Origin of the sequence: Cryobacterium cryoconiti (genome assembly GCF_004403065.1) — a bacterium.
Classification (GTDB): Bacteria; Actinomycetota; Actinomycetes; order Actinomycetales; family Microbacteriaceae; genus Cryobacterium; species Cryobacterium cryoconiti.
In genome coordinates this window covers 1-25,119 of sequence record NZ_SOHA01000035.1, presented here as the reverse complement: position 1 = coordinate 25,119, position 25,119 = coordinate 1, and the positions used below count along the sequence as shown (strand labels likewise).

At 68.3% G+C, this 25,119-nt stretch carries 22 protein-coding genes and 1 tRNA gene; 6 read left to right on the top strand and 17 right to left on the bottom strand.

The genetic code is table 11. The features are described 5' to 3' along the window. Window positions 1-100: 100 nt before the first annotated feature. A complete protein-coding gene (gene pth / locus E3T49_RS11595) occupies window positions 101-682 on the bottom strand; it encodes an aminoacyl-tRNA hydrolase (RefSeq protein WP_134425068.1) in 582 nt (193 codons plus the stop codon). A 38-nt stretch (window positions 683-720) separates the two neighbouring features. Continuing rightward, complete coding sequence (locus E3T49_RS11590; protein WP_134425067.1) at window positions 721-1,329, bottom strand: 50S ribosomal protein L25/general stress protein Ctc; 609 nt, start codon at window positions 1,327-1,329, stop codon at window positions 721-723. 394 nt (window positions 1,330-1,723) lie between these two features. Here E3T49_RS11590 and gndA point away from each other — a divergent pair, with 394 nt between their 5' ends. Continuing rightward, window positions 1,724-3,127, top strand: a complete 1,404-nt coding sequence (gndA, locus tag E3T49_RS11585) for an NADP-dependent phosphogluconate dehydrogenase (protein WP_241972796.1) — start codon at window positions 1,724-1,726, stop codon at window positions 3,125-3,127. Window positions 3,128-3,249: 122 nt separating this feature from the next. Here gndA and E3T49_RS11580 read toward each other — a convergent pair whose 3' ends face one another. Beyond that, on the bottom strand, window positions 3,250-4,209 hold the full coding sequence (locus E3T49_RS11580; protein WP_134425065.1) for a type IV toxin-antitoxin system AbiEi family antitoxin domain-containing protein: 960 nt from the start codon (window positions 4,207-4,209) through the stop codon (window positions 3,250-3,252). Between the two features lie 209 nt (window positions 4,210-4,418). Here E3T49_RS11580 and E3T49_RS11575 point away from each other — a divergent pair, with 209 nt between their 5' ends. Continuing rightward, window positions 4,419-4,784 carry a hypothetical protein gene (locus E3T49_RS11575; protein ID WP_241972791.1) on the top strand — a complete coding sequence of 122 codons (366 nt, stop codon included), beginning with the start codon at window positions 4,419-4,421 and terminating at the stop codon, window positions 4,782-4,784. A 160-nt stretch (window positions 4,785-4,944) separates the two neighbouring features. Here the strand turns inward: E3T49_RS11575 and E3T49_RS11570 are convergent, their stop codons facing one another. The 3 genes from E3T49_RS11570 to E3T49_RS11560 form a co-directional block, all read right to left on the bottom strand. Then, window positions 4,945-5,922 carry a ribose-phosphate diphosphokinase gene (locus E3T49_RS11570; protein ID WP_134425063.1) on the bottom strand — a complete coding sequence of 326 codons (978 nt, stop codon included), beginning with the start codon at window positions 5,920-5,922 and terminating at the stop codon, window positions 4,945-4,947. After that, window positions 5,923-7,347 carry a bifunctional UDP-N-acetylglucosamine diphosphorylase/glucosamine-1-phosphate N-acetyltransferase GlmU gene (gene glmU / locus E3T49_RS11565; protein WP_134425062.1) on the bottom strand — a complete coding sequence of 475 codons (1,425 nt, stop codon included), beginning with the start codon at window positions 7,345-7,347 and terminating at the stop codon, window positions 5,923-5,925. It abuts the gene before it with no gap. Window positions 7,348-7,410: 63 nt separating this feature from the next. Continuing rightward, window positions 7,411-7,482 (bottom strand) — tRNA-Gln (locus tag E3T49_RS11560). A gap of 123 nt (window positions 7,483-7,605) precedes the next feature. Between E3T49_RS11560 and E3T49_RS11555 the strand changes: the two genes are divergently transcribed. Beyond that, complete coding sequence (locus E3T49_RS11555; RefSeq protein ID WP_134425061.1) at window positions 7,606-8,097, top strand: MarR family winged helix-turn-helix transcriptional regulator; 492 nt, start codon at window positions 7,606-7,608, stop codon at window positions 8,095-8,097. A gap of 144 nt (window positions 8,098-8,241) precedes the next feature. Here the strand turns inward: E3T49_RS11555 and E3T49_RS11550 are convergent, their stop codons facing one another. The 10 genes from E3T49_RS11550 to rsmI all read right to left on the bottom strand — a co-directional run bounded on the left by E3T49_RS11550 (window position 8,242) and on the right by rsmI (window position 20,182). Then, window positions 8,242-9,762 (bottom strand): CYTH and CHAD domain-containing protein, encoded by a 1,521-nt coding sequence (locus tag E3T49_RS11550; RefSeq protein WP_134425060.1) that lies wholly within the window; start codon window positions 9,760-9,762, stop codon window positions 8,242-8,244. 64 nt (window positions 9,763-9,826) lie between these two features. After that, a complete protein-coding gene (locus E3T49_RS11545) occupies window positions 9,827-10,486 on the bottom strand; it encodes a methionine ABC transporter permease (protein WP_134425059.1) in 660 nt (219 codons plus the stop codon). A 1-nt stretch (window position 10,487) separates the two neighbouring features. Further along, entirely contained in the window at window positions 10,488-11,549 is a 1,062-nt protein-coding gene (locus tag E3T49_RS11540; RefSeq protein ID WP_134425058.1) for a methionine ABC transporter ATP-binding protein, read from the bottom strand. Between the two features lie 112 nt (window positions 11,550-11,661). Continuing rightward, window positions 11,662-12,531 carry a MetQ/NlpA family ABC transporter substrate-binding protein gene (locus tag E3T49_RS11535; RefSeq protein ID WP_134425057.1) on the bottom strand — a complete coding sequence of 290 codons (870 nt, stop codon included), beginning with the start codon at window positions 12,529-12,531 and terminating at the stop codon, window positions 11,662-11,664. 192 nt (window positions 12,532-12,723) lie between these two features. Next, complete coding sequence (locus E3T49_RS11530; RefSeq protein WP_134425056.1) at window positions 12,724-14,529, bottom strand: ABC-F family ATP-binding cassette domain-containing protein; 1,806 nt, start codon at window positions 14,527-14,529, stop codon at window positions 12,724-12,726. A gap of 196 nt (window positions 14,530-14,725) precedes the next feature. After that, window positions 14,726-15,661, bottom strand: coding sequence for a 4-(cytidine 5'-diphospho)-2-C-methyl-D-erythritol kinase (locus E3T49_RS11525; RefSeq protein ID WP_134425055.1), 936 nt, complete (start codon window positions 15,659-15,661; stop codon window positions 14,726-14,728). A 54-nt stretch (window positions 15,662-15,715) separates the two neighbouring features. Then, window positions 15,716-16,516, bottom strand: coding sequence for a 16S rRNA (adenine(1518)-N(6)/adenine(1519)-N(6))-dimethyltransferase RsmA (rsmA, locus tag E3T49_RS11520; RefSeq protein WP_241972795.1), 801 nt, complete (start codon window positions 16,514-16,516; stop codon window positions 15,716-15,718). A 233-nt stretch (window positions 16,517-16,749) separates the two neighbouring features. Beyond that, complete coding sequence (locus E3T49_RS11515; protein WP_134425053.1) at window positions 16,750-17,691, bottom strand: TatD family hydrolase; 942 nt, start codon at window positions 17,689-17,691, stop codon at window positions 16,750-16,752. Beyond that, a complete protein-coding gene (gene metG / locus E3T49_RS11510; protein ID WP_134425052.1) occupies window positions 17,684-19,246 on the bottom strand; it encodes a methionine--tRNA ligase in 1,563 nt (520 codons plus the stop codon). The genes E3T49_RS11515 and metG overlap by 8 nt, the downstream gene beginning before the upstream one ends. 69 nt (window positions 19,247-19,315) lie before the next feature. Beyond that, window positions 19,316-20,182, bottom strand: a complete 867-nt coding sequence (gene rsmI / locus E3T49_RS11505; RefSeq protein ID WP_134425051.1) for a 16S rRNA (cytidine(1402)-2'-O)-methyltransferase — start codon at window positions 20,180-20,182, stop codon at window positions 19,316-19,318. Window positions 20,183-20,221: 39 nt separating this feature from the next. Between rsmI and E3T49_RS11500 the strand changes: the two genes are divergently transcribed. The 3 genes from E3T49_RS11500 to E3T49_RS11490 all read left to right on the top strand — a co-directional run bounded on the left by E3T49_RS11500 (window position 20,222) and on the right by E3T49_RS11490 (window position 24,102). Continuing rightward, a complete protein-coding gene (locus tag E3T49_RS11500) occupies window positions 20,222-21,709 on the top strand; it encodes a dolichyl-phosphate-mannose--protein mannosyltransferase (RefSeq protein ID WP_134425050.1) in 1,488 nt (495 codons plus the stop codon). Window positions 21,710-21,892: 183 nt separating this feature from the next. Then, window positions 21,893-22,993, top strand: a complete 1,101-nt coding sequence (locus tag E3T49_RS11495) for a fatty acid desaturase family protein (RefSeq protein WP_134425049.1) — start codon at window positions 21,893-21,895, stop codon at window positions 22,991-22,993. Between the two features lie 116 nt (window positions 22,994-23,109). Further along, entirely contained in the window at window positions 23,110-24,102 is a 993-nt protein-coding gene (locus tag E3T49_RS11490; protein ID WP_134425048.1) for a YeiH family protein, read from the top strand. 5 nt (window positions 24,103-24,107) lie between these two features. Here E3T49_RS11490 and E3T49_RS11485 read toward each other — a convergent pair. Then, on the bottom strand, window positions 24,108-25,119 hold a 1,012-nt coding region (locus E3T49_RS11485; RefSeq protein WP_134425047.1), incomplete at its 5' end, for a metallophosphoesterase family protein.

The following is a 25,119-nucleotide window of genomic DNA, read 5'->3' as shown; positions in this document are numbered from 1 at the left end:
GTGTACGCAACCCGGCTGACAGCCACCGGCTGACCCGTTCCGGTCGAGAGTGCCCGTTGCGCCGGTCACTGTCGACCGGAACGGGCACTGTCGCGGGAGGCTACGGGGCGTGGAACTTCTGCTGCGCGGCGGTGACGCCCTCGGCGGAGATGAGTTCGATCGCGTCGGCGGCATCCGTCAACAGGTTGGGCAGGGCCGAACGCTCGGTCGACGTGAAGTCGTGCAGCACGAAGTCCGCGGCCGGCTGACGCCCGGGCGGACGACCGACGCCGACGCGAATGCGGGTGAATTCGTTCGTGCCGATGGCGGCGATGATGTCGCGCAGCCCGTTGTGGCCGCCGTGGCCGCCGCCGACCTTGATCTTCATCGTGTCGAACGGGATGTCGAGGTCGTCGTGGATCACAATCAAGTGCGACGGCTGCAGTGAGTAGAAACGCAGCAGCGCGGCCACTGGCCCGCCGGACACGTTCATGTACGTGTTCGGCTTGGCCAGCACCAGCTTCGGACCACCGGGGAAGCTGCGCCCCTCGGCGACCGACGAATTCGTTTTATGGTTCTTGAAATTCGCCGACACACGGTCGGCGAGCACGGCAGCCACCATGTGGCCGACGTTGTGTCGATTACCGGCGTAGTCGGGCCCGGGGTTGCCGAGCCCGACTACGAGCCAGAGATTGTCGTCCAGGGGAATCCTCCGCTTGACGCGAAACCAGAAGGGAATGACTACTCGGCGGGAGCAGCCTCGGCCTCTTCGCCCTCAACGGCCTCGGCCTCTTCTTCCTCTTCCTCTTCAACCGGCAGGTGCACGGACACGACGACGGCTTCTTCGTCGGAGATGAGCGTGGCACCCTTGGGGAGCTCGACGTCCTTGGCGTGGATCTGCGCGCCCTCCTCGAGGCCCTCGATGGAGAGCGGGAGGTTCTGGGGGATGTTGATGGCCTCGACCTCGAGCAGCAGGGTCTTGGTGTCCAGGTCGGCGACCATTCCGGGGGCCGGCTCGCCGGTCACGTGCACGGAAACCTCGACCTGGACCTTCTCGCCCTTGCGGATGACGATGAGGTCGAGGTGCTCGATGATCTGCAGGAACGGGTCCTTCTGAACGTCCTTGACCAGGGTCAGGTGGCTCTTGCCGTCGATCTCCAGCTCGAGGACGGCGTTCGCACGACGCAGCAGCAGGCCGATCTGGTGCGCGGGGAGCGCGACGTGGACCGGGGTGGTGCCGTGGCCGTACATGACGGCGGGGATCTTGCCCAGCACGCGCAGCTTGCGGGCCGCGCCCTTGCCGAACTTCACGCGCAGGTCGGCGGCAATCTTGTTGGTGGCGTCAGCCATGGTGTTTCTCCTTGCGGACCGCTACGGCCCAGATCTGGTTTGCGGGCGAGACGCCTGCAAAGGTGGGTACTGGTTCAATTTCAACTCGAACGCGTGTCAGCGTGAGGAAAGGCCGTGAAGCATTCCGCCGCGTCGATAACGGATGCCGCACCCACGGTTTCCCGGCGGGCGGCAGCCCTCGCCGAAGTTCAACTGGTAAGTCTAGCGGAGACGACCGGGCGCGGGGAACGCGCGCCCGGACATCCGTCACCGGAGCTGCCCGCTGCACGCCATGTAACGGCCCCGGGCCGAGCGACTAGCCTTGAAGGAGTTTCAAGAATTGACAGCTGAAGGAGCAAACGTGGCCGAAACCGGCGCAGCACAGGCAAACATTGGCGTAGTGGGACTGGCGGTGATGGGCTCGAACCTCGCCCGCAACCTCGCCAGCCGCGCGGGCAACACCGTGGCGGTGTACAACCGCTCTCCCGAACGCACCCGGCTGCTCACCACTGAGCACCCCGAGGCCGGCTTCGTTGCCTCGGAAACCATCGAGGAGTTCGTGGCGTCGCTGCAGAAGCCGCGTACCGCGATCATCATGGTGCAGGCCGGTGCGGGCACGGACGCCGTGATCAGCCAGCTGACCGCCCTGTTCGAGCCCGGCGACATCATCGTCGACGGCGGCAACGCCGACTTCCAGGACACCATCCGCCGCGAGAAGGAGGTGCGCGCCACGGGCGTGAACTTCGTCGGCGCCGGCATCTCCGGCGGTGAAGAGGGCGCGCTCAAGGGCCCCAGCATCATGCCAGGCGGCTCGGTGGAGGCCTACACGACCCTCGGCCCGATCCTCGAGTCGATCGCGGCCGTCGTCGACGGTGTGCCCTGCGTCACCCACATCGGCACGGATGGCGCCGGTCACTTCGTCAAGATGATCCACAACGGCATCGAATACGCCGACATGCAGCTGATTGCCGAGGCCTACGACCTGCTCCGCAAGGTGACCGGGCACTCCCCCGCCGCGATCGCCGACGTGTTCACGGAGTGGAATGAGGGTGACCTCGAGAGCTACCTGATCGAGATCACCGCCGAGGTGCTGCGCCAGGTGGACGCGAAGACCGGCCTGCCGTTCATCGACGTGGTGCTCGACGAGGCCGGGTCCAAGGGCACCGGAGTCTGGACCGTGCAGAACGCGCTCGACCTGGGCGTGCCCGTCGGCGGCATCGCCGAGGCCGTTTTCGCCCGCGCCGTGTCCAGCCACCCGGAGCAGCGCGTCCCCGTGCGCGCCGGCATCACCGCACGCCCGGAGATCGCCGTCGTCGGCCACACCTTCCAGGACGACGTGCGCCAGGCGCTCTACGCGTCGAAGGTCGTCGCCTACGCCCAGGGCTTCGACGCGATCATCGCCGGCGCGGTCAAGTACGGCTGGAGCGTCGACAAGGGCGCCATCGCCACAATCTGGCGCGGCGGCTGCATCATTCGCGCCCAGTTCCTCAACCGCATCGTGGATGCCTACGCGAACGACCCGTCGATCCCTACCCTGCTCGCCGACCCGTACTTCGCCCAGGCCGTCGCCGATGGCGAGTCGGCGTGGCGCCGCGTCGTCTCGACGGCGGCGCTGTCGGGCATCCCGGTGCCCGGTTTCGCGTCGGCGCTCAGCTACTTCGACTCGCTCGCGAGCGAACGGTTGCCGGCCGCCCTGGTGCAGGGACAGCGCGACTTCTTCGGCGCCCACACGTACAAGCGCGTGGACATGCCCGGCACCTTCCACACCCTGTGGTCGGGCGACCGCAGCGAGATCGCCACCGAGGGTTCCTCGCACTAGCCGCCCTGGCCGCCCCGCCGCCTGTCACCGCTTCCGCAACTGTTGCCGGAGCGGACAAGTGTTGCCCGTACACGGGCACCAGTTGTCCGCTCCGGCAACACTCGTGTCGGCCAGGCGGCCCATCAACGCAGGACGGGAAGCCCCGCGGTGGTGAGGATGCGCAACAGCGACCGGCGCTGGCGAACATCGGTCGGCCCCCAGCGGGCCATCCCGTTGCCTTCCGAGCGGAGGTCGTCCTCCCGAATCTTCTCCCGGGTGACAGCTTCACCCGGTGTGAGACCCCGCAGATACTCATCCTTCAGATATTTGCCCTGCCCGTCGAACTCCCCGATCAGGCGATAGTCCGGCCACTCGAAGTCGGTGAAGTAGAAGCCGCCGCGGGGGTTCGGGTGGCACGTCTGCAATAGCGGATCGGGGAAGCCCAGCTCGAAGATCGCCACGCGGCTCAGCGATTCACCCGGGTTGTCCGCGTTGGGCCGGGCGAAGCTGATGGCCCGATTCGCCCGCACCAGCCCACGGGCCGAACTCGACTCCTGCAACTTCTCGCGCAGCACCTCCACCGTCAGGAAGACCTCGGGAGCTGCACTCCGCGGATTGAGCGCATGGTCGATCGCAACGACGGCAGTGGCGAAACGCATGGTGCGCGCCAGGTCGAGCAGGGTTCGGGCGGGACTGGTCACCAGCATCCCGTCGACGTCGACGACATCCGCGTCCGGAATAGGGCTGCGGTGGACCGTCACGCCGTTCTTGCTGCGCGCCCGGGACTGCGGTGGCGCCAGCACGTGAACCGTGCTCGGCCAGGCCTCAGGCAGGGGAATCCCCCACACGGCCGCGGCCGATTGATGGCTGATCACCGGGTCCCGCTTTCGAGTGGCGACGACTGCGCGGATCTGCGCGAGGTGCCTCTGCTGCGGTGAGAGCGGAGCCCAGTGCTCCGTGCTGGTGAAGACGCCGCGGCGCAACCGCACTGCGCTCCTCCCGAACTGCACCTCCCGCCGAAACTGCCGATCGTCCGACTCGGTTGACCCTCCCCCTTTGGAGAGGTAGAGCCCGGTGTGCTCGTCGATGCGCTCGTCAGCCATGTGGCGAGGTTGGCAGTGCGAGGCAGCCACGGGCAGCTTCGCGGGCGATTCGGGGGACCTCTGCCACCCTGAGAGCCTGGGGAGGGGCAGCCGAGTCACTCCCACCGCGGAAAGTGTTGCCGCAGCGGTCAAGTGTTGCCCGTACGCCGGCAACAATCGTCCGATTCGGCAACAGATGCGAAACGGTTTGCGATACTGGGAGCCTGATGATGAGCGACGACCACCCCGAACTCTCCGGTTACGAGCCGCAGGATGCCGCCAGGCCCCTGCGCAGTCGGCGCACGCTGGCCCTGATGCGCATCGTGGTCGTGCTCGGGCTGGTGGCCTTGATTGTTCCGGGTATCCTCACCAGCCTGCAGATCGCGTCGACCACGGCCGACAACGCCTGCAGCGTGGCCACGGCCCGGTACTATCCGGTAGCCATCGGCTTCGATGCGCGCTTCGACCTGAGCGGGCCGGGCGGTTTCGGCTGGCAGTGCTACGCGATCGACATCAACGAGCGTGAGACGTATGTCATCCCGCTGGGCATCATTCCCTCGGCGCCACGGGCGCAGACCACGGAGATACCGGCCTAGAATCGGCCCCGCTGGGAGGGAGCGGGATGAGGACGACGCACCGGCCGGACTCCGGCCCGAGCTCCTGCTCTGAGCTGCGATCTGACCGGTGCGGACAGACCGATGGCCGGCCGTCGACATCCGTCAACGACCGGCCAGGGGTCAGGCAGGACAGCAGGGCCTACGCGGCACCCTCGAACATCGAGGTGACGGAACCCTCGTCGAAGACCTCGTGGATGGCGCGCGCCAGCAGCGGCGCGATCGGCAGCACGGTGAGCGTGGGGAAACGCTTCTCCTCGGGGATCGGCAGGGTGTCGGTGACGACGACCTCGGAGATCGCGGGATTCTGCAGCAGTTCCAGAGCCGGGTGGCTGAACACGGCGTGAGTGGCGGCGACGACGACGCCGATCGCGCCGGCGGCACGGAGGGCCTCCGCCGCGAGAACGATGGTGCGGCCGGTGTCGATCATGTCGTCGACGATCAGGCAGACGCGACCCTCGACCTGGCCGACGATCTCGTGGACGGTCACCTGGTTGGCGACCTTCGGGTCGCGACGCTTGTGGATGATGGCCAGCGGTGCGCCGAGCTTGTCGCTCCAGATGTCGGCGACGCGGACGCGGCCCATGTCGGGCGAGACGACCGTGAGGGTGGCCGGATCGAGCTTCTCTTTGAAGTGCTCGAGCAGGACGGGCATGGCGAAGAGGTGGTCGACGGGACCGTCGAAGAAGCCCTGGATCTGGGCGGCGTGCAGGTCGACGGCCATGATGCGGTCGGCGCCGGCGACCTTGAACAGGTCGGCGATCAGCCGGGCCGAGATCGGCTCGCGGCCGCGGCCCTTCTTGTCCTGGCGGGCGTAGGGGTAGAACGGGGCGACGACCGTGATGCGCTTGGCGGAGGCCCGCTTGAGCGCGTCGACCATGATGAGCGACTCCATCACCCATTCGTTGATCGGGTTGGTGTGCGACTGGATCACGAAGGTGTCGGAGCCACGCACGCTCTCATCGAAACGCGCGTAGATCTCGCCGTTCGCGAAGGTGCGCGCGTCGGTGTGGACGAGTTCGGTACCAAGTTCCGTGGCGATGTCCAGTGCCAGTTGTGGGTGAGCTCGCCCCGAAACCAATACAAGTCGCTTTTCGCCGCTGGTCTTGATTCCAGACACCTAGTCTCCGCTCTTTGCCGCAGCCGCCGCCGCGTCGGTTCCTGGGCGGTTGGTCTGTACCCAGCCGTCCATATTGCGTTGTGGAGCCACGGTGAGGCCCAGGGCCCCGGCCGGCACGTCCTTGCGGACGATTGTTCCGGCACCCGTGTATGCTCCGTCCCCAATCCTAATCGGCGCCACGAAGACGTTGTGCGACCCGGTGCGCACGTGGGACCCGATCTCACTGTGGTTCTTGGTCACGCCGTCGTAGTTGGCGAAGATCGTGCCGGCCCCGATGTTCGACTCGACGCCCACCGTCGCGTCGCCGACGTAACTGAGGTGCGGAACCTTGCTTCCCGCGCCGATGGTCGCGTTCTTGGTCTCGACGAAGGTGCCGATCTTGCCGTCAGCGCCCAGATTCGTGCCCGGTCGCAGGTACGAGAACGGGCCGACGGATGCCCCGGCGCCGATCACGGCCAGCGTCGCATCCGTGCGCTTCACCACCGCGTTCTCGCCGATCTCGCAGTCGACGAGGGTGGTGTCCGGGCCGATCACGGCGCCGGTCTCGATCACGGTCGCGCCGAGGATCTGGGTTCCGGGCCGGATAGTGACATCCGGTGCCAGCTTGGCCTTGAGGTCGATCCAGGTGGTAGCGGGGTCCTGCACGGTCACACCGGCCAGCTGCCAGCCGTAGACGATCAAGCCGTTCAGCTGACGCGCGGTCTCGCTGAGCTGCGCGCGGTCGTTGATGCCGGCCACAAGCCAGGCGTCGGCGACCGGAACGGCCCGCACTTCGGAACCCGCCAGGCGGAGCAGACCGACCACGTCGGTGAGGTACTTCTCGCCCTGCGCGTTCTCGGTGGTGACGTTGGCCAGCTGCTCACGCAGCTCGGCCAGGCGGAAGACGTAGACGCCGGCGTTGGTCTCGACGATGGCGCGTTCCTCGATGGTCGCATCCTTCTGCTCGACGATGCGGTCGAAGGCCCCCTCCTCGGAGCGCACGATGCGGCCGTAGCCGGTGGCGTCATCCGGGAAGGACGACAGCACGGTGGCGGCGACGTCCCGTTCGCGGTGCGCGTCGACGAAGCTGGCCAGGGTGGCCGCGTTGAGCAGCGGCACGTCGCCGCTGACCACGAGCACGTCGCCCTCGAAATCGTCGGGGAGAGCCCCGATGGCCTGTTCCACCGCACGGCCGGTGCCCGGCAGCTCGTCCTGGTCGACGATCAGGCTTTCGGGGAGGTCCTTGCCGACGAGGGCGGCCAGCCGGTCACGCTCGTGCCGCACGACGGTGACGACGTGCGCCGCGTCGAGGGCACGGGATGTCGCCAGGACGTGGCTGAGGATGGGAAGTCCCGCGAGCTGATGCAGCAGCTTCGGCGTGCTGGACTTCATGCGGGTGCCCTGGCCGGCGGCCAGCACGACGATAGCGAGTCGAGAATCGGTCACGTGGTTTCCTCTAGCTTCTGTGGAGCCGCCCGGTAAAGACCGGATGGTGACGCCAATCAAGTGCTCCGCCGCCAGGACTCGAACCTAGACCTAACAGCTCCAAAGGCTGTCGTGCTGCCATTACACCACGGCGGAATTCGCCGACCCGGGGCCGACCAACGGTGTCAAGTCTGCCAGATATCGAGCCGGGAGCGCGCCCCGGCACCCCGAGAGGGGGCTCCCGCGCAGGTTTCCGCACCCGACCGGGATAATAGACGGATGCCCGCACATGACGAAGTCGACCGGATCGTTGATGCCTGGCTGCGCGAACGGCCCGACCTCGACTTCGCACCGTTGCAGGTGCTGTCCCGCGTGGGCCGGTTGTCCAAACACCTGGACCGCGCCCGGCGCACCGCCTTCTCCCGATCCGAACTGGATTCCTGGGAGTTCGACGTGCTCTCCGCCCTGCGCCGTGCGGGCTCACCATACGAGCTGAGCCCCAAGGCGCTGCTGCAGCAGACGCTGGTCTCCAGCGGGACCATGACCAACCGCATCGATCGGCTCGTCGAGCGCGGCCTGGTGACCCGCCGTACGGACCCCAACGACGGGCGCGGCATCTTCGTGAGCATGAACCCGGCGGGGCTCACCCGAGTGGATGCGGCGATCACCCGGCTGGTCGACGCCGAAGCCGAACTGCTCGCCACGCTGTCGGCGGGAGAGCAGACCGCCCTGGCGGACCTGCTGCGCAAGCTCAGTCTCGGCTTCGACTGACGCGACGCGCGCAGCGCGCCCGCGTCACGAGCACCTGCAGCCGATCCACTCCAGACGGACGAGAACGTTCGGAAGTCAATCATTCCCGGTGGTCGAGCCCGTCGAGACCCGACCCGGTGGTCGAGCCTGTCGAGACCCGTCCCTCTATTTCGCGATCGACCCCTTCGGAAAATCCCGCCACGTGCGGAAGAAGCGCGCCTCCATCGCGGCGGCCCCGCTCTCTTCCACGGCGTGCAGCCGGCCGTAGCTGAACGCGTTCTCGCCCTGCAGGTAGGCGGTCATGCCGAGCTGCAGCAGCTCGGCGCGGGCCACGACGCTGTCCTGGTGGTCGCCGAGGGTGTCCTGCACCTGACGGGCCGCGGCCACGAGCCGGGTCGCGCGCACGCGCCGCAACGGCGTCGCCGTCTCGGCCGCGTAGCGCAGTTGCTTGGCGCGCTTCCGCGCCTCGTGCAGAGCCTCGTCCCGAACGGGCCCCGACGGTGTGCCGCGGGCCAGGAACACGGATGCCCGCAGCCGTTTCCAGTCGGCACGTATCAATTCGGGGATGACTGTACTCGCGGGCTTCTCGGCCCGCGGGCGCAGTGGCGCGGACGCCAGCAGATCGTCGAGGCGGTCGAGCAGCTCGAAGTACCGGTCGGAATCGAGGGCGGCCAGGGCCTCGAGCCGGGCCGACCGGATGACGGCGGCGAAGTGCGCGTCGATGCGCTCCACCATCGGGCCCACGACGAGCTCGGCGGGCTGCTGCCCGATCCGGTGGGCGAGGCGCTGGCGGATCACCTCCGCGTCGCGGGCGGCGCCGAGCGCGCCGGCCAGCCAGCGCAGCTCGTCACGGAGCGGAGCGGTGACCGACGTGTCGAGCAGGTCCCGATAGGTGGACAGGGCCGAGCGCAGGCGCCGGGTGGCCACGCGCATCCGGTGCACGGCACCCGCATCGTTTCCGCGCACCCGAGCGTCCTGCACGCCGATCGCCTGCACCTGTTCCTGCACGTAGGCCATCAGCACCGTGCCGGCGGAGCTCTTGCGGGTCGCCCGGAGCGTCGGCGCCGCCCGGAATTCCGGCAGCCGGTCTCCGAGGGCGCGGGCCAGTTTGGACGGGTTCGCGGACGGCTCCACGCCGACCGATCCCAGGCGCTCCTGGGCGGCGTCGAGCAGGGCGCGGGACCCGTGCACGAGCTCGACCTCCCATTCCCGCCAGGTCTGGCTGAACGGTTTCGGCGCGAGGCGGTCGGCCTGCACCTCGTCGTCGCAGACCTCGGCGAGCACGGAGTCGTTCGCGCCGACCAGCTGGTGCAGGACCCGGCGGGTGCGCAGCCGCACCACGGGCACGAGGGGGCGACCGCGGAGCACGCCCCGCACGAGGTTGAGGATGGCCTCGGGGATCTTCTCGGGGTCGTCGCCCAGCGGTTCCCGCATCTCGCGGCGCTCGTCGACGGCGACCGGGAGTTTGAGGTGCCAGCCGGCGTCGTCTCCCCCTGTGCGGCGGCGCAGGGTCAGGCGGCGGCTGGCGAGGACCAGGTCGGCGCTGTCGTAGTACAGGGCGTCGAGGTGGTGCTCGACGGGCGGGTCAACGTGGGTGACGCCGGGCAGGTCGTGCAGGGGCGGCAGAACGGTGGCCGGGTTGACGTCGAAAGTGCGCTCGATCTCGGCGAAGCCAGCGGAAGTCATGCCTCAGTGTATTGCTGCGGACAGCCACCAGGGGGAGGGCTCACCCGTCTTCGTCACAGCCGGGCTAGCGGCGGAACGCCTTGCGCGCCAGCCAGTTGCCGAGGAACTGCACCAGCTGCACCAGCACGATGATGAGCAGCACGGCCGCCCAGGTCACCACCGGGTTGAACTGGCGGTAGCCGTAGAGCAGCGCGAAGTTACCGAGGCCGCCTCCGCCGACATAACCGGCGACCGCCGACATGTCCACGAGCGCCACGAAGATGAAGGTGTAGCCGAGGATGAGCGGGCCGAGAGCCTCGGGCAGCAGCACCGTGAAGATGATCCTGATCGGCCCGGCCCCCACGCTGCGCGCCGCCTCGATCACACCGGGCGTGACGGTGAGCAGGTTCTGCTCCACGATGCGCCCCATGGCGAAGGATGCCGCGAGCGAGATGGTGAAGATGATCGCCGCGTTCCCGATCCCGGTTCCCACCACGACGCGGGCCAGGGGTTGGGCGGCGGCCAGGAAGATGATGAACGGGATCGGTCGCACGATGTTCACCAGCAGGTTGAGCACCACGAAGACCGGGCGGTTCTCGAGGATGCTGCCGGCCCGGGTCAGATAGAGTCCCAGCCCGACCAGCAGGCCGCCGATCCCGCCGAAGAAAAGGGTGAGGCCCACGATGTAGAGGGTCTCCCCCGCGGCGACCCAGAGTTCGGGCCACAGGTCGATGAGGCTGTCCATTTCAGCGCACCTCCGTGACGGTCGTGAGGGTTCGCACCCGGTCGAGGGCGGCGTCGATGGCGGCATCAGCCGCGGCATCCGTGGCCCCCGGCCGGGCGAGCGCGAGCGTCAGGTGCCCGAAGGAGCGGCCCTGGATCTCATTGATGCCGCCGTAGACCACCTCGAAGGTGACGCCGGCGGCGGCGAACTCGCCGAACACGCGGGCCTGGTCGACGCTGCTGTCGCGGAAGGCCAGGGTCACGAGGCGGCCCGGGTGCCGCCGCCGCAGCACCGCGAGCTCCGGCGGAGACGGGAGTCCCTTCACCACGGTGGAGACGAACCGGGCGGATGCCGCCTGCTGCGGGTTCGAGAACACGTCGAACACGTCACCGCGCTCGATCACCCGGCCCTGGTCCATCACGGCGACCTTCGTCGCCAGGGTCTGGATGACATCCATCTCATGCGTGATCACGATGATGGTGACCCCGAATTCCTTGTTCACCCGTCCCAGCAGGTCGAGCACCTCGGAGGTGGTCTCCGGGTCGAGTGCGCTGGTGGCCTCGTCGGCGAGCAGGATGCCCGGCTGGCTGGCCAGGGCCCGCGCGATGCCCACGCGCTGCTTCTGACCCCCGGAGAGCTGGTCGGGGTAGGCGCGGGCCTTGTCGCCGAGCCCGACGAAGTCGAGCATCTCGCCCACCCGAGCCCGGCGGGCTTCCTTGGACCGTCCGGCCACCTCGAGCGGATAGGCGACGTTCGCCGCCACAGAGCGTGACCCGAGCAGGTTGAACTGCTGGAAGATCATGCCGATGCCGAGACGCACCGGGCGCAACTCCCGTTCGGGCAGCCGGGCGATGTCTGTGCCGTTGACGAAGATCTCGCCCGATGTCGAGCGTTCGAGTGCGTTCACGAGCCGCACCAGGGTGCTTTTGCCGGCCCCGGAGTAGCCGATGATGCCGTACACGTCGCCGGCGTCGATCGTGAGGCTGACCTTGTCGATGGCGACGACCTCGGCCCCGCCCCTGGTCGTGGGCGGGTACACCTTGCTCACGTCACGCAGTTCGACAACGGGGCTGGGGGCAGACATGGAACATCCTTACTGACTGACTGGCGTACTGCTGGGCGGTGACAGTGCCCGTTCCGGCCCTGAGTGACCCGCGGAACGGGCGCTCTCGACCGGAACGGGCAGGTCGGCGGCGCTACTTCTGGGCCTTGGTGTCCTTCTCGACGGTGGCGAGGGACGCCTCGAGGTCGGCGACCGGGGTCTTGACCATTACCGCGGAACCGCCGGACACGGCGAGCACGCCATCCTGAACGGCCTTCGTGTTCTGGTAGATCTCCACCAGCTTCTTGTAGGTGGCGTTGTCCTTGTCCTCGGCGCGCGCCGCGAAGACGTTCACGTACGGCAGCGCGTTGGGGTCGGTGGGGTCGTCCTGGGCGAGGGCGTCCTCGACCTTGAGGCCGGCCTTCTCGACGAAGTCGTTGTTGATGATCGCGGCGGCGACGTCGGGCAGCGAGGTGGCCGTGAGCGAGGCCTCGAGCGCGGTCACGGTGACCTTGGACTTCTTGGTGTCGATGTCGGCGAGGGTCGAGTAGATGCTGCCGCCGTCGGACAGTGTGATCAGCTTCGCCGACTGCAGCACGAGCAGCGCGCGGGCCAGGTTGCTGGCGTCGTTCGGCACCGCGACGGTGTCGCCCTTCTTGATCTCGCTCACGTCGCCGTACTCGGTCGAATACAGGGCGAGCGGGTAGATCGCGGTGGCGCCGACGGGGGTGAGGTCCTGCTTGCTGGCCACGTTGTACTCGGCGAGGTAGACGATGTGCTGGAACTGGTTCAGGTCGAGTTCGTCGGCGGACAGGGCCGGGTTCGGCTGCCCGAATTCGGCGAAGTCGACGATGTCGACCGTGATGCCGGCATCCGCCGCGGCCTCCTCGTAGACGGCCCAGTACGGGTCGCTGGCGCCGACGACGCCGATCTTCACGGTCTCGTCGGCGGCCGCACCGGAGCAACCGGCGAGCAGGGCGACGAATGGTACGACCGCGAGGGCGGCGAGCAATTTCTTCTTCACGATGGGGTTCCCTTGTCAGCTGTGGTGCCGTTTTCTCGGCGGGGGGTGCCGACGCATTTCGGGCACAGAGAAACCACGGGACAACGGGGGTGGGAGTCTGTGCCGCTGCAGCGCGAGGCACGTTCCAAGGTTATCGGGCGATACTGCGCCGCGTGCGCCCCTGCGTCACACGCGGTCACAGTATCTGCGAGGTTAGCCCTCGATCAGCTCAGACAGTTCGATCCAGCGGGTCTCGAAGCCGGCGATGGCGACCTCGAGCTTCTGCAGTTCGGAGCTCAGCGCGCCGAGCCCGTCGAAGTCGGACTGGTCGTGCACGGCGAGACTCTCGTGCAGCGCCGCGATCCGCGCGTTCTGCTTGAGCACCTTGCGGTCGATGGAGGCGAGTTCCTTCTGCGCATTGCGGAGGTCGGCACCGCCGATGGCGAGCTTGCGGGACGCCTTGCCGCCGGACGTGTTCGCCGCGTTCGCCTCCGCGGGCTTGTCGTTGCCGCTGGTCTGCCTCTTGCGCATCTCGAGGTACTGGTCCACGCCGCCGGGCAGGTGGCGGAAGCCGCCCTCGGTGACGGCGTACTGGTTGTCGGTGACACGCTCGATCAGGTACCGGTCGTGCGAGACGACGAGCAGGGTGCCGGGGAAGGAGTCCAGCAGGTCTTCCATGGCCGCGAGCATGTCGGTGTCCAGGTCGTTGGTGGGCTCGTCGAGGATGAGCACGTTCGGCTCGTCGAGAACGATCAACAGCAGCTGCAGGCGACGCTTCTGGCCACCGGAGAGGTCCTTGACCTGCGTGGTCAGCTGCGCGCTCATGAACCCCATGCGCTCGAGCATCTGGCCGGGCGTGATTTCCTTGCCGCCGGCCATGTACGACGTCTTCTGCCGCCCGATGACCTCGCTGACGCGGTCGTTCTGGATGCCGTCGAGTTCGAACAGCTGCTGGGTGAGCACGGCGACCTTGATGGTCTTGCCGCGCTTGACCGTTCCCGTGGTGGGCTGCAGGGTGCCGGCCACGAGGTTCAGCAGCGTCGACTTGCCGGCGCCGTTGACGCCCATGATGCCGGTGCGCTCGCCCGGTGCGATGCGCCAGGTGATGTCGTTCAGCACGGTCTTCTCGCCGAACTTGACGCCGATGTCGATCAGGTCGACGACATCCTTGCCGAGGCGCTGCATGGCCATCGACTGCATCGACACGGTGTCGCGGGGCGGCGGCTCGTTCTCGATCAGTTCGTTGGCGGCGTCGATGCGGAACTTGGGCTTCGCGGTGCGGGCGGGGGCGCCGCGCCGCAGCCACGCCAGTTCCTTCTTCATCAGGTTCTGGCGCTTGCCCTCCATCACGCTGCTCATCCGGTCGCGTTCGACGCGCTGCAGGATGTAGGCGGCGTAGCCACCCTCGAACGGTTCGATCAGGCGGTCGTGCACCTCCCAGGTCATGTTGCAGACCTCATCGAGGAACCACCGGTCGTGAGTGACGACCACGAGGCCGCCGGAGTTCGTGGCCCAGCGGGTGCGCAGGTGGCCGGCCAGCCAGGAGATGCCCTCCACGTCGAGGTGGTTGGTGGGCTCGTCGAGGAAGATGACGTCGTGGTCGCCGATCAGCACGGCGGCGAGGGCAACCCGGCGGCGCTGGCCACCGGAGAGGTCGTCGACGAGGGCGTCCCAGGGGATGTCCCGCACGAGTCCCGCGATCACGTCGCGCACCTTGGCGTCGCCCGCCCAGACATGCTCGTCGATGCCGCCGACGATGGTGTGGCCCACGGTCTGGCCCGACGCCAGGTCGTCGGCCTGGTCGAGCATGCCGATGGTGACGCCGCGTCGGCGCGTGACGCGACCCGAGTCGGGTTCCATCCGGCCGGCGAGCAGGCGCATGAGCGTGGACTTGCCGTCGCCGTTGCGGCCGACGACGCCGATCCGGTCGCCTTCGTTGAGACCGGCGGTGACGCTGTCAAAAATGACGCGGGTGGGGAATTCAAGGTGCAGGGACTCGGCCCCGAGCAAATGTGCCATAGCTTCCAAGTTTACCGGGCGCGCCTGAGAGCCCCGCACGCGCCTCGTCTCTCCCCCGACGGCCGGTGATCGGTGCCGAATCGGACATCCGTTGCCGGCACACCGGCAACAGTTGTCCGGACGGGCAACAGTTGGGGTCCGAGCCTCGGTGGTCGAGCCTGTCGAGACCGGTGGTCGAGCCTGTCGAGACCCGAGGCTAGTCGTGGATGATGCGCGCTCCGTGCACCGGGCCGGTGGCCCGCACGACGCGCAGGCGGGAGGCGCTCAGGGCGACCTGCAGCTCGAGCGCGCTGTCGGCATCCGCGACCAGGAACGCCACGGTCGGGCCGGAGCCGGACAGCAGGCCGGCCAGCGCGCCGTTCGCCTCGCCCAGTTCGAGCACCGCGCCCAGGCCGGGCGCCAGGTGCAACGCAGGCGCCTGCAGGTCGTTGTGCAGGGCCTCGGCCAGCATGCGGGGGTCACCCGCGCGCAGGGCCTGCAACACGTTCGCGTCGACCGTCGGCTGGATCTGGGCGGGGAAGATGTCCTGCGCGTGCCGCTCACGGTGTCGGTCGAGTTCGTTGTAGACGCCGGGGGTGGACAGGCCGAATTCGGCCAGGGCGAGCACCCAGTGGAACTGTCCCTTGGCCAGGGCCGGGCTGAGCTGGTCTCCGCGGCCGGTGCCGATGGCGGTGCCTCCGGTGAAGGCGAACGGCACATCGGCGCCCAGGGTCGCGGCGATGGCGATCAGGTCCTCACGCGTGGCCTCGGTCCCCCAGAGGGTGTCGCAGGCCAGGAGGGTGGCCGCGGCATCCGCCGACCCGCCGCCCATGCCGCCCGCGATGGGCACGTTCTTCTCGATCGAGAGGCGTACTCCCCCGCGATAGCCGGACTTGCGGGCCAGGGCGCGCGCGGCCTTGATGGCGAGGTTGCTGCCGTCGACGGCAAGTCCGGAGGCGTCGATGGGACCGGTGAACTCGACCGAGAAGCCGTCCGACGGCCAGGCGCGCACGTCTTCGAACAGCGACACGGCCTGGTAGGCCGTGGCGACCTCGTGGTAACCGTCGTCGAGGACCGCACCGACCTTGAGGAAGACGTTGATCTTGCCCGGCGCCCGCGCATGCACCACGGGAGAGGCGGCCGCGTTGGTCATGTGTCTAACCTAGCCCAGCCAGTCCGGCGGCGACTGACGCGCGGGCCTCGGGCGTCAGCGACCGGCGAGCTGGGCGCGGGCGATGGCGAGGAAGTCCTCGGCCGTGAGCTGTTCACCACGCTCAGTGGGGTCGATCCCGGCCCGCGTCATGATCTCGCTGGCGGTGGTGGAGTCGCCGAGAACCAGGGACAACGACTGGCGCAGCATCTTGCGGCGCTGCTGGAATGCGGCATCGACGAGGGTGAAGGTGGCGCGGCGAAGCTCTTCGGACTCCAGCGGCTCGAGGCGCCGTTCGAACGCGATCAGGATCGAGTCGACGCCCGGGACCGGCCAGAAGACCTGACGGCTGACCTTGCCGGCGGTGCGGAACGCACCATACCAGGCTGCCTTGACGCTCGGGCTGCCGTAGACCTTGCTGCCGGGCGGCGCCGCGAGGCGCTCCCCCACCTCGGCCTGCACCATGACCACGCCCGCCCGGATGGACGGGAAGTTCTCCAGCAGGTACAGCAGAACCGGCACCGACACGTTGTAGGGCAGGTTCGCCACGAGGCGGCTCGGGTCGCCGGGAAGTTCGGTGATCTTGAGGGCGTCCTGACGGATGACCGTGAGCTGCGCGCCCGGGTGCATGAGCTCGACCGTCAGCGGCAGTTGCTCGGCCAGCCGCTCATCGATCTCCACGGCCACGACGGCGGCGCCGGTCTCGAGCAGGCCGAGGGTGAGCGACCCCAGCCCGGGGCCGACCTCCAGCACGGTGTCGCCCGGTGAGACGGTCGCGACCTTGACGATGCGGCGCACCGTGTTGCCGTCGATGACGAAGTTCTGGCCGAGCTTCTTGGTGGGGTTGACGCCCAGCATCTCAGCGAGGTCGCGGATCTCGGCCGGGCCGAGCAGCGACCGCGCGGCGGGAACTGCAAGCCCGGCGGGAGCCGCAGGCACGTCGGCCGGCAGGCCGGCGGATGCCGCGGGCTCGGGGGCCAGAACGGGCTCGGGCGCGTCGGCGGCATGCCGACCGGCGCCCTCCTCGTCGGTGGTCGACCGGGTCGCGGACTCCGGTTCGTCTCCGGGGGCGTAGCCGTGCCGGGGCGGGGTCATGCGAGGCCTCCGAACGGGCGCGTCTCGGACTCGGTTCCGGCGACGATCACCGGTTCGGCATCCCAGCCCCCGTAGACGAGTTCGGTGTTGGAGGAAATCTGGCTGGCGAGAATGGTGACATCCGTTTCGAGGTGGTCGGCCATGGCGCGCAGCGTGTGCGGCAGCAGGTACGGCGCGTTCGGGCGGCCGCGGAAGGGAGCGGGGGTGAGGAAGGGCGCATCCGTCTCGACCAACAGCAGAGCGCGGGGCACGGCGGCCAGCGCTGCACGCAGGTTGACTGCGTTCTTGAAGGTCACGGTGCCCGCGAAGGAGAGATACCAGCCGTTGTCGGCGAGGATGCGGGCCATCTCGGCGTCGCCGGAGAAACAGTGGAAAACGGTGCGTTCGGGGGCCCCGACCCGCAGCAGCGTCTCGATCACCGCGGCATGGGCGTCGCGGTCGTGGATCTGCAGCGCGAGACCGTTCTGCTTGGCGATCTCGATGTGCGCCTCGAAGGAGCGCTGCTGGCTGGCGTGCCCCTCGGGGCCGGTGCGGAAGTAGTCGAGGCCGGTCTCCCCGATCGCGACCACACGCGGGCGGGTGGCCAGCTCGGCGATCTCGCCCAGGGCGTCGTCGAGGGTGCCGGCAGCGTCGTAGACGGGTGCCTCATTGGGGTGGATGGCCACGGCCGCGAGCATGCGCGGTTCCCGGGCGGCCATCATGGCGGACCAGCGTGAGGTCTCCAGATCGCCGCCGACCTGGATGACGCCGCGCACGCCGACACTGGAGGCACGGTCGAGCTGCTCGGCGACACTGAGGGATTGGTCGCCATCGGCGATCTCGAGGTGGGTGTGGTTGTCGTACACCGGGACGACCAGCGGTTCGGGCAGCGGCGGATAGTTCAGGTCGCGGCCCGTGCCCTGGTCGCGCTGGCGCACGGGACCCGGTTCGTCAGCCAACCGTGGCCTCGATGCGCGGGAACAGCGCCTCGAGCGGGAAGACCCGCGGGCCGCCGCTCCATTCCCAGGCGCGGTCGATGCGCTGGTCGGTGACCAGACCGGTGCCGCCGAGGGCGGTCCAGAGTTTCGCGGTGGCCTGCGGCACGACCGGCGAGAGCAGCACGGCGAGCGTTCCCAGCCCGCGCACGGCGGTGACCAGAACGGCCTCGAGGCGGGCCCGGTTGGCCGGGTCCTTCGCCAGCGCCCACGGCTCCTGCGCGGTGATGTAACCGTTGAGGTCGTCGACCAGTTCCCAGATGGCGGCGATCGCCTCGTGGATGGCGAGGTGGCTGATCGCCAGCGTGGCGGCATCCGTCACCCGCTTCTCGGTGCCGCGAATAAGCTCGTCAGCCTCGCTGAAGTCCCCGCCCACCGGGATCTCACCGTCGCAGTAGCGCACGATCATGGCGATCACGCGGGAGGCGAGGTTGCCGAAGCCGTTGGCCAGCTCGGACTGGTACCGGGCGGACAGGTCCTCCCAGGAGAAGGAGCCGTCCTGGCCGAAGCTGATCGCGCGCATGAAGTAGTAGCGGAAGGCGTCGGAACCGAACGTGTCGGTGATCTGGCTCGGGGCGATACCGGTGAGCTTGGACTTGCTCATCTTCTCGCCGCCCACGAGCAGCCAGCCGTGGCCGAAGACCTGGCGGGGCACCTCGATGCCCGCGGCGAGCAGCATGGCCGGCCAGATCACGGCGTGGAAGCGCAGGATGTCCTTGCCCACGACGTGCGTCGCCGGCCAGAGTCGGCTGAACTTCTCGTCGTCGTGGCCGTAGCCGGCGGCGGTGATGTAGTTGAGCAGAGCGTCGAACCAGACGTAGACCACGTGGCTGTCGTCCCACGGCACCTTGATGCCCCAGTCGAAGCTGGAGCGGGAGATCGACAGGTCGCTGAGGCCCTGCTTGACGAAGGAGATGACCTCGTTGCGCGCCGATTCGGGCTGCACGAAGTTCGGGTTCTCCTCGTAGAGCGCGAGCAGCTGGTCGCCGAACGTGCTCATGCGGAAGAAGTAGTTCTTCTCGTGCAGCAGCTCGCACGGGATGGAGTGGATGGCGCAGACCTGCTGCCCGGCGTACTCGCCGACCCCGTCGATGAGGTCGCTCGGCTGCTTGTACTCTTCGCAGCCGACGCAGTAGAAGCCCTCGTACTCCCCGGTGTAGATGTGGCCGGCGTCGAAGAGGTGCTGCAGGAACTTCTGCGCGTTCACCTCGTGGCGCTCATCGGTGGTGCGGATGAAGTCGTCGTTCTTGATGTCGACCGTCTTCAGCAGCGGCTTCCAGGCGGTCTCGACCAGACGGTCGGCCCACTCCTTCGGTGTGACGCCGTTGGCGGTCGCGGTGCGCAGGATCTTCTGCCCGTGCTCGTCGGTTCCGGTGAGCAGCCAGGCATCCTCGCCGGACTGCCGGTGCCAGCGCGCGAGCACGTCGGCGGCCACCTCGGTATAGGCGTGCCCGATGTGGGGGACATCATTCACGTAGAAAATGGGCGTGGTGATGTAAAAAGATGAGCCGTCGGACATGCTCTCATCCTATTAGGAGCAGCGGATGCCGCTGGCCGTGTTACCTTCCCCGGCTCGCCGAACGTCCGGTCAGGGCAGCGGCAGGGCCGAAAAATCCGTGCGGGCCGCGGCAGGCTTGCCGGTCTTCCGCTCCAGCGCCGCCTCGTAGAGGGCGCGTTTGCCGAGCCCGGAGGCGGCGGACACGTCGGCGGCGGCATCCTTGAGCCGGATGCCCGATTCCACCAGCGCGAGCACCTCGGCCACTCCGGTCTCCAGGTCCAGCACGCGTGCCACGGCCCCGGCGACGACGATGGCGATCTCGCCCTTGACCCCGGCGGCGGCCCACTCGGCCAGCTCGGTCGCGGTGCCCCGCTTCACTTCTTCGTAGAACTTGGTCAGTTCGCGGCAGACCACGACGCGACGCTCGGCGCCGAGCACGGCGGCCAGGTCGGTCAGGGAGGCAGCCAGCCGGTTGGGCGATTCGAAGAACACCATGGTGCGACGCTCCGCGGCCACCTCGCGCAGGGCCGACACCCGGTCGCCGTGCTTGCGCGGCAGGAAACCCTCGAAGGTGAACCGGTCGGTGGGCAGCCCGGACACGGCCAGCGCCGCGAGCACGGCCGACGGTCCGGGCAGCACGGACACGACGACGCCGGCCGCCACTGCGGCATCCACCAGGTGGAAACCGGGGTCGGACACCGTCGGCATGCCCGCGTCACTGAGCACGAGGATGTCGGTGTCGCGGGCGAGTTCGACGAGCTCGGCCGCCTTGCCGCGCTCGTTGTGGTCGTGCAGGCTGATCAGCCGGGGACGGTTCTCGATGCCCAGGGCCTTGAGCAGGTGCACGGTCACCCGGGTGTCCTCGGCGGCGATGATCGTCATCGTGCCGAGCGCCTCGATCAGACGCGTTGACGCGTCGCCCAGGTTTCCGATCGGGGTGGCAGCGAGGAGGATCATGATCCCAGTCTCGCAGCCCCGGCTCACTACGATGGTCACGTGTTCCTGACAAGCCGCGTGTTCCGCTGGGCCGGACCGCTGGCGGTGACCCTGCTGGCGGCGGCGGTGCGACTCTGGAACCTCGGCAACCCGCGCTCGCTGGTCTTCGACGAGACCTTCTACGTGAAGGATGCCTGGACGCTGAACAACCTCGGCTACGAGTCGTCCTGGCCCGAGGGGGCGGATGTCCTCTTCGCCGCCGGGCAGACCGACGTGTTCCTGTCCGACCCGTCCTTCGTCGTGCACCCGCCGCTCGGCAAATGGTTGATCAGCCTGGGCATGGCCGCGTTCGGCCCCGACGACAGCTGGGGCTGGCGGATCGTCACCGTGCTGGTCGGCGTACTGGCCGTCGTCCTCCTGATGCTGATCGCGAAAAAGCTGTTCGGGTCGACCCTGCTGGCCGTGATCGCGGGCTTCCTGTTCGCCATCGACGGCAACGCCATCGTCATGTCACGGGTGGCCCTGCTCGACAACTACGTCATGTTCTTCGCGCTGCTCGGATTCGGCGCGGTGCTGCTCGACCGGGACTGGCACGCCACCCGCCTGACGGCCCGGCTGGCGCTGGCGCGTGAGGCCGGGCGGAACCCCGGCTGGGGACCGACCCTGTGGTGGCGACCCTGGCTGCTCGCGGCGGGGCTCGCGTTCGGCCTGACCTGCAGCGTCAAATGGTCGGGGATCTACTTCCTCGCCGCGTTCGGCGTGTACCTGGTCGTCGTCGACGCCCTCGCGAGGCGCCGGGCCGGCCTCCCGTTCTGGTTCAGCGCCGCGGTGCTCAAGCAGGCGCCGGCGACCTTCCTGCTGATCGTGCCGGTGGCCGTCGCCACCTACCTGGCTTCCTGGACGGGCTGGTTCGTCACGGCCCGGGGCTTCTACCGGGACTGGGCGACGACGCCCGGCGCCGCCTGGACGGGGGCCCTGGCCTGGGTGCCCGACACCGTGCAGAGTTTCTGGCACTACCAGGTGGCGGCGTACACCTATCACGTGGGGCTGTCCACGCCGCATCCGTACCAGTCGAACCCGCTGACCTGGCTGTTCATGGTGCGCCCCACGAGCATGTACTACCGCGGATCGAGCCGGGGCGAGAACGGATGCGAGTTCAACACCTGCTCCGAGGCCATCACCGGCATCGGCAATCCGCTGATCTGGTGGGCGGCCACGGCGGCCGTGCTCTACCTGGTGTACCGCCTGGCGCGGTACCGCGAGTGGCAGGTCGGTCTGATCCTGATGGGGCTGGTCGCCGGTTATCTGCCCTGGCTGCTGTACCTGAACCGCACGGTCTTCCAGTTCTACACGATCGCGTTCGAGCCCTATCTGCTCCTCGGCCTCACCTTCGTGATCGGCCTCATTCTCCCCCGGGCACGATGGGCCGTTCTGGGCTTCCTGGTCGCCGCACTCCTCGTCAGCGCCTATTTCTATCCGCTCTGGACGGGAACCCAGACGTCTCTGACGTTCTGGCAGTTGCACATCTGGCTGCCCAGCTGGCGGTGAGTTTCAACGTGCGCTCACGGGAAATTGAAGGCCCCTCATATGCCGTACGAGGCATATAGCGACTGGGAAAGCGGTGTGAGAACACCCCGTTCGGAGGGGTCCGGCCCATAGGATACAGATATCTGTTTCACGAGTGTTTGCTCCATCACCGACTGAGAAGTCCGGATACAAACCAAAGGCCTCATGTCGGAAGCTGTTGCCGCACCCACGGTGCGTATTGTCAAGACCCGCCCGGGTGGCGATTCGAAAAACCCCACCACCGAGTATTCGTCGCTGCTGCACACCGTGCGCAACCTTGGCCTGCTGAAGCGTGCCACGGGTTTCTACTGGTTCGTGTTCTCGATGCTCGTTCTCGCCACCCTCGCAACCGGCACCGCCTTCGTCCTGCTCGGCGACAGCTGGTACCAGCTCATCGTGGCCGGCGTGCTCGGCATCATCCTCACCCAGTACGCCTTCCTCGCCCATGAGGCCTCGCACCGCCAGGTGTTCGAGGGCGGCCGGGCGAACGACCGTGCCGGGCGCATCCTCGCCAACCTGTTCGTCGGCATCAGCTACGCCTGGTGGATGAACAAGCACAGCCGTCACCACGCCAACCCGAACGTCATCGGCAAGGACCCCGACATCGCCCCCGACTTCATCGTCTTCCGGGAAGAGGATGCCGCGAAGGTCAGCTGGATCGGCTCGTTCGTGACCCGCAAGCAGGGCTACCTCTTCTTCCCGCTGCTGATGGCCGAGGGCTTCAACCTGCACGTGCAGGGCTTCAAGACCGTCTTCGGCAAGAAGAAGGTCGACAAGCGCTGGCTCGAGATCAGCATGCTGTCCACCCGGATCGTGCTCTACGTCGCCGCGATCTTCTACTTCCTGCCCGTGGGCATGGCGTTCGCGTTCATCGGCGTTCAGCTGGCCGTCTTCGGCGTCTACATGGGTGCGTCGTTCGCTCCCAACCACAAGGGCATGCCGCAGCTCCCCCACGAGAGCAAGGTGGACTTCCTCCGCCGTCAGGTTCTGACCAGCCGCAACATCCGCGGCGGCACGTTCATGGACACGTTCATGGGCGGGCTGAACTACCAGGTCGAGCACCACCTGTTCCCGAACATGGCGCGCCCGCACCTGCGCAAGGCGCAGGAGATCACCAAGGAATACTGCAAGAGCCACAACATCCTCTACACCGAGACGTCGCTCTTCGAGTCATACGGCATCGTCATCGCCTACCTGAACAAGGTCGGCCTCGGCGCCCGCGACCCCTTCGATTGCCCGATGGTCGCCAGGTTCCACCACCGCTAGGTCTCCACCACCCCGTCGCCGAGCCGTGACTAGAGCCCCTTTCCCCGCACGGGAGAGGGGCTTTTCTCACGGTTCGGCGACGGGCGGCCCTGCCCCCCACGCGTAAACTTGGCCGAATGTGGCTGCCCGGTGTGCTGGTCGCGGCCGCCGCCGCGCTCCTCGCCGGAACCGTGCACGCGTTCTTTCCCGCAGTGCCGCTGCTCACCCTCGCCGTGGTCTTCGGAATCGCCGCCGGGAATCTCCCGGCGGCCCACCGGGCCCTGACGGGGATCCTCGCCCCGGGTTTGAGGCTCGCGGCCATCCGGTTCATGCGCATCGGGATCGTGCTGCTCGGCCTGAAGCTCAGTCTGGTGGACATCCTGGGTCTCGGCTGGGTGACGATCCTGACCACCGTCACGATCGTGCTGCTCACCTTCGTCGGCACGTACTGGCTCGGCCGCTGGGTCGGCCTGCCCGGGAGCCAGCCGATCCTGATCGCCACCGGCTTCTCGATCTGCGGGGCCTCCGCGATCGGCGCGATGAGCGGGGTGGTCAAGGCGAAGGATGCCGACACCGCTACCCCGATCGCCCTGGTCACCCTCTGCGGAACGCTGGCCATCGCGGCGCTGCCGCTGCTCTGGCATCCGCTGGGCCTGACCGACCTGCAATTCGGGCACTGGGTCGGCGCGGGCGTGCACGACGTCGGGCAGGTGGTCGCGACCGCGCAGATCGCCGGGCCGGCCGCGCTGGCCGTCGCCGTGGTCGTGAAGCTCACCCGGGTGCTGCTGCTCGCCCCCATCGTCGCGGTCGTGTCGGTCGCCGAGCGTCGCCGCGAGACGCGGGTCGCCACGGTGACGGATGCCGGTGCCTCCCGCCCGCCGCTCGTGCCCCTGTTCGTGGTCGGTTTCCTGACCGCCGTGCTCGTGCGCACATTCGTGCCGCTGCCGGATGCCGTGCTGGCCGGCGCGGACACCGTGCAGACCTACCTGCTCGCGACCGCGCTCTTCGGCCTCGGCGCCGCAGTGAACGTCTCAGCCATCCTGCGCACCGGAGGCAGAGCGCTCCTCGTGGGTCTGACCTCCTGGACGCTGATCGCCAGTCTCGCCTTCGCCGCGGTACAGCTGTCCTGAGTCGGTCAGTGGCAGCTGTCGGTGCCGCTGAAGGCCCCCGTGGTGCCGACATTGGTGAAGGTCATCCCCGAAATCGGCAGGAACTGCCACGAATACGAATCGGCGTCGAGTGTGAGCCGCAACGGCCCGAAGGCCGCCCGGCTGCGGGCCTCCATCGCGCTGAGCAGCGGGTCGGTGTTGGCGCTGAGCGGTTGCTGGTTCACGCCACCACCACCGGCGGTGAAGGAGCGGATCCCGGTGGGGCTTTGTGAGGGCGTCGCCCCGGCCCCGGAGACGCCGATGGGCTTGAATATTTCGCTCACATGGTTGTGAGCACCGAGGTACACGTCGACGCCGTTCGCCGCCATCAGGTCCCAGAGCGGCGACAGCGCCGGATACGAACCGTGGTTGGAACCGGTCGACCAGCGCGGGCGATGCGCGGCGACGAGGGTGCACTGGGTCGGCGCCACGGTGAGCTGGTTCTGCAGCCAGACGTACTGCGGGCTGCCCGCCCCGCAACCCCCGGTCACCCCGCCTGTGTCGCATTCCGTGTTCAGCACGATGACGGTCCATGATCCGACCGAGGTCGCGTAGTAGCCGTCGGGGCGCGGACCGTAGGGGCCGGAGGTGACGCCGGTGCCGTAGAAGTAGTCGAAGTACCCGGTGGTTCCGCCGTAGTATTCGTGATTGCCGAGCGCCGGGAGGGTGATCGGCTTGAGTGGCCCGAAGGTGTCGTTGTAGGCGCCGGCGCCCAGGAACTGGCTCAGGGTGGCTTCCTGATACTGCAGGTCGCCCAGGGCGATGAACCGGTCTGGGGCGGCGGCGGCGATCAGCGCCGCGACCTCTCCGTGCCGGCACGCCACGGATGTCGTCGCCGTGCCCGAGGCGCAGGCCAGGTCGCCGACGGCCATGACTGTGGCCGGCGCGGCGGTCGTGACAACGGCGGTGGCCGTGTCGGAGGCGGCGCTGGTATTCCCGGCCGCATCCGAAGCGGTCACCCGGTAGTACCAGGTGCCGGCCGGCCGGGCGGCATCCGTG

Bases quoted from the DNA above. Each gene is read 5' to 3' on its own strand.
- E3T49_RS11590 (WP_134425067.1), bottom strand. From the start codon at position 1,329: ATGGCTGACGCCACCAACAAGATTGCCGCCGACCTGCGCGTGAAGTTC.
- gndA (WP_241972796.1), top strand. From the start codon at position 1,724: ATGGGCTCGAACCTCGCCCGCAACCTCGCCAGCCGCGCGGGCAACACC.
- E3T49_RS11580 (WP_134425065.1), bottom strand. From the start codon at position 4,209: ATGGCTGACGAGCGCATCGACGAGCACACCGGGCTCTACCTCTCCAAA.
- E3T49_RS11575 (WP_241972791.1), top strand. From the start codon at position 4,419: ATGAGCGACGACCACCCCGAACTCTCCGGTTACGAGCCGCAGGATGCC.
- E3T49_RS11555 (WP_134425061.1), top strand. From the start codon at position 7,606: ATGCCCGCACATGACGAAGTCGACCGGATCGTTGATGCCTGGCTGCGC.
- E3T49_RS11550 (WP_134425060.1), bottom strand. From the start codon at position 9,762: ATGACTTCCGCTGGCTTCGCCGAGATCGAGCGCACTTTCGACGTCAAC.
- E3T49_RS11545 (WP_134425059.1), bottom strand. From the start codon at position 10,486: ATGGACAGCCTCATCGACCTGTGGCCCGAACTCTGGGTCGCCGCGGGG.
- E3T49_RS11540 (WP_134425058.1), bottom strand. From the start codon at position 11,549: ATGTCTGCCCCCAGCCCCGTTGTCGAACTGCGTGACGTGAGCAAGGTG.
- E3T49_RS11530 (WP_134425056.1), bottom strand. From the start codon at position 14,529: ATGGCACATTTGCTCGGGGCCGAGTCCCTGCACCTTGAATTCCCCACC.
- E3T49_RS11525 (WP_134425055.1), bottom strand. From the start codon at position 15,661: ATGACCAACGCGGCCGCCTCTCCCGTGGTGCATGCGCGGGCGCCGGGC.
- rsmA (WP_241972795.1), bottom strand. From the start codon at position 16,516: ATGCTGGGCGTCAACCCCACCAAGAAGCTCGGCCAGAACTTCGTCATC.
- metG (WP_134425052.1), bottom strand. From the start codon at position 19,246: ATGTCCGACGGCTCATCTTTTTACATCACCACGCCCATTTTCTACGTG.
- rsmI (WP_134425051.1), bottom strand. From the start codon at position 20,182: ATGATCCTCCTCGCTGCCACCCCGATCGGAAACCTGGGCGACGCGTCA.
- E3T49_RS11495 (WP_134425049.1), top strand. From the start codon at position 21,893: ATGTCGGAAGCTGTTGCCGCACCCACGGTGCGTATTGTCAAGACCCGC.
- E3T49_RS11490 (WP_134425048.1), top strand. From the start codon at position 23,110: ATGTGGCTGCCCGGTGTGCTGGTCGCGGCCGCCGCCGCGCTCCTCGCC.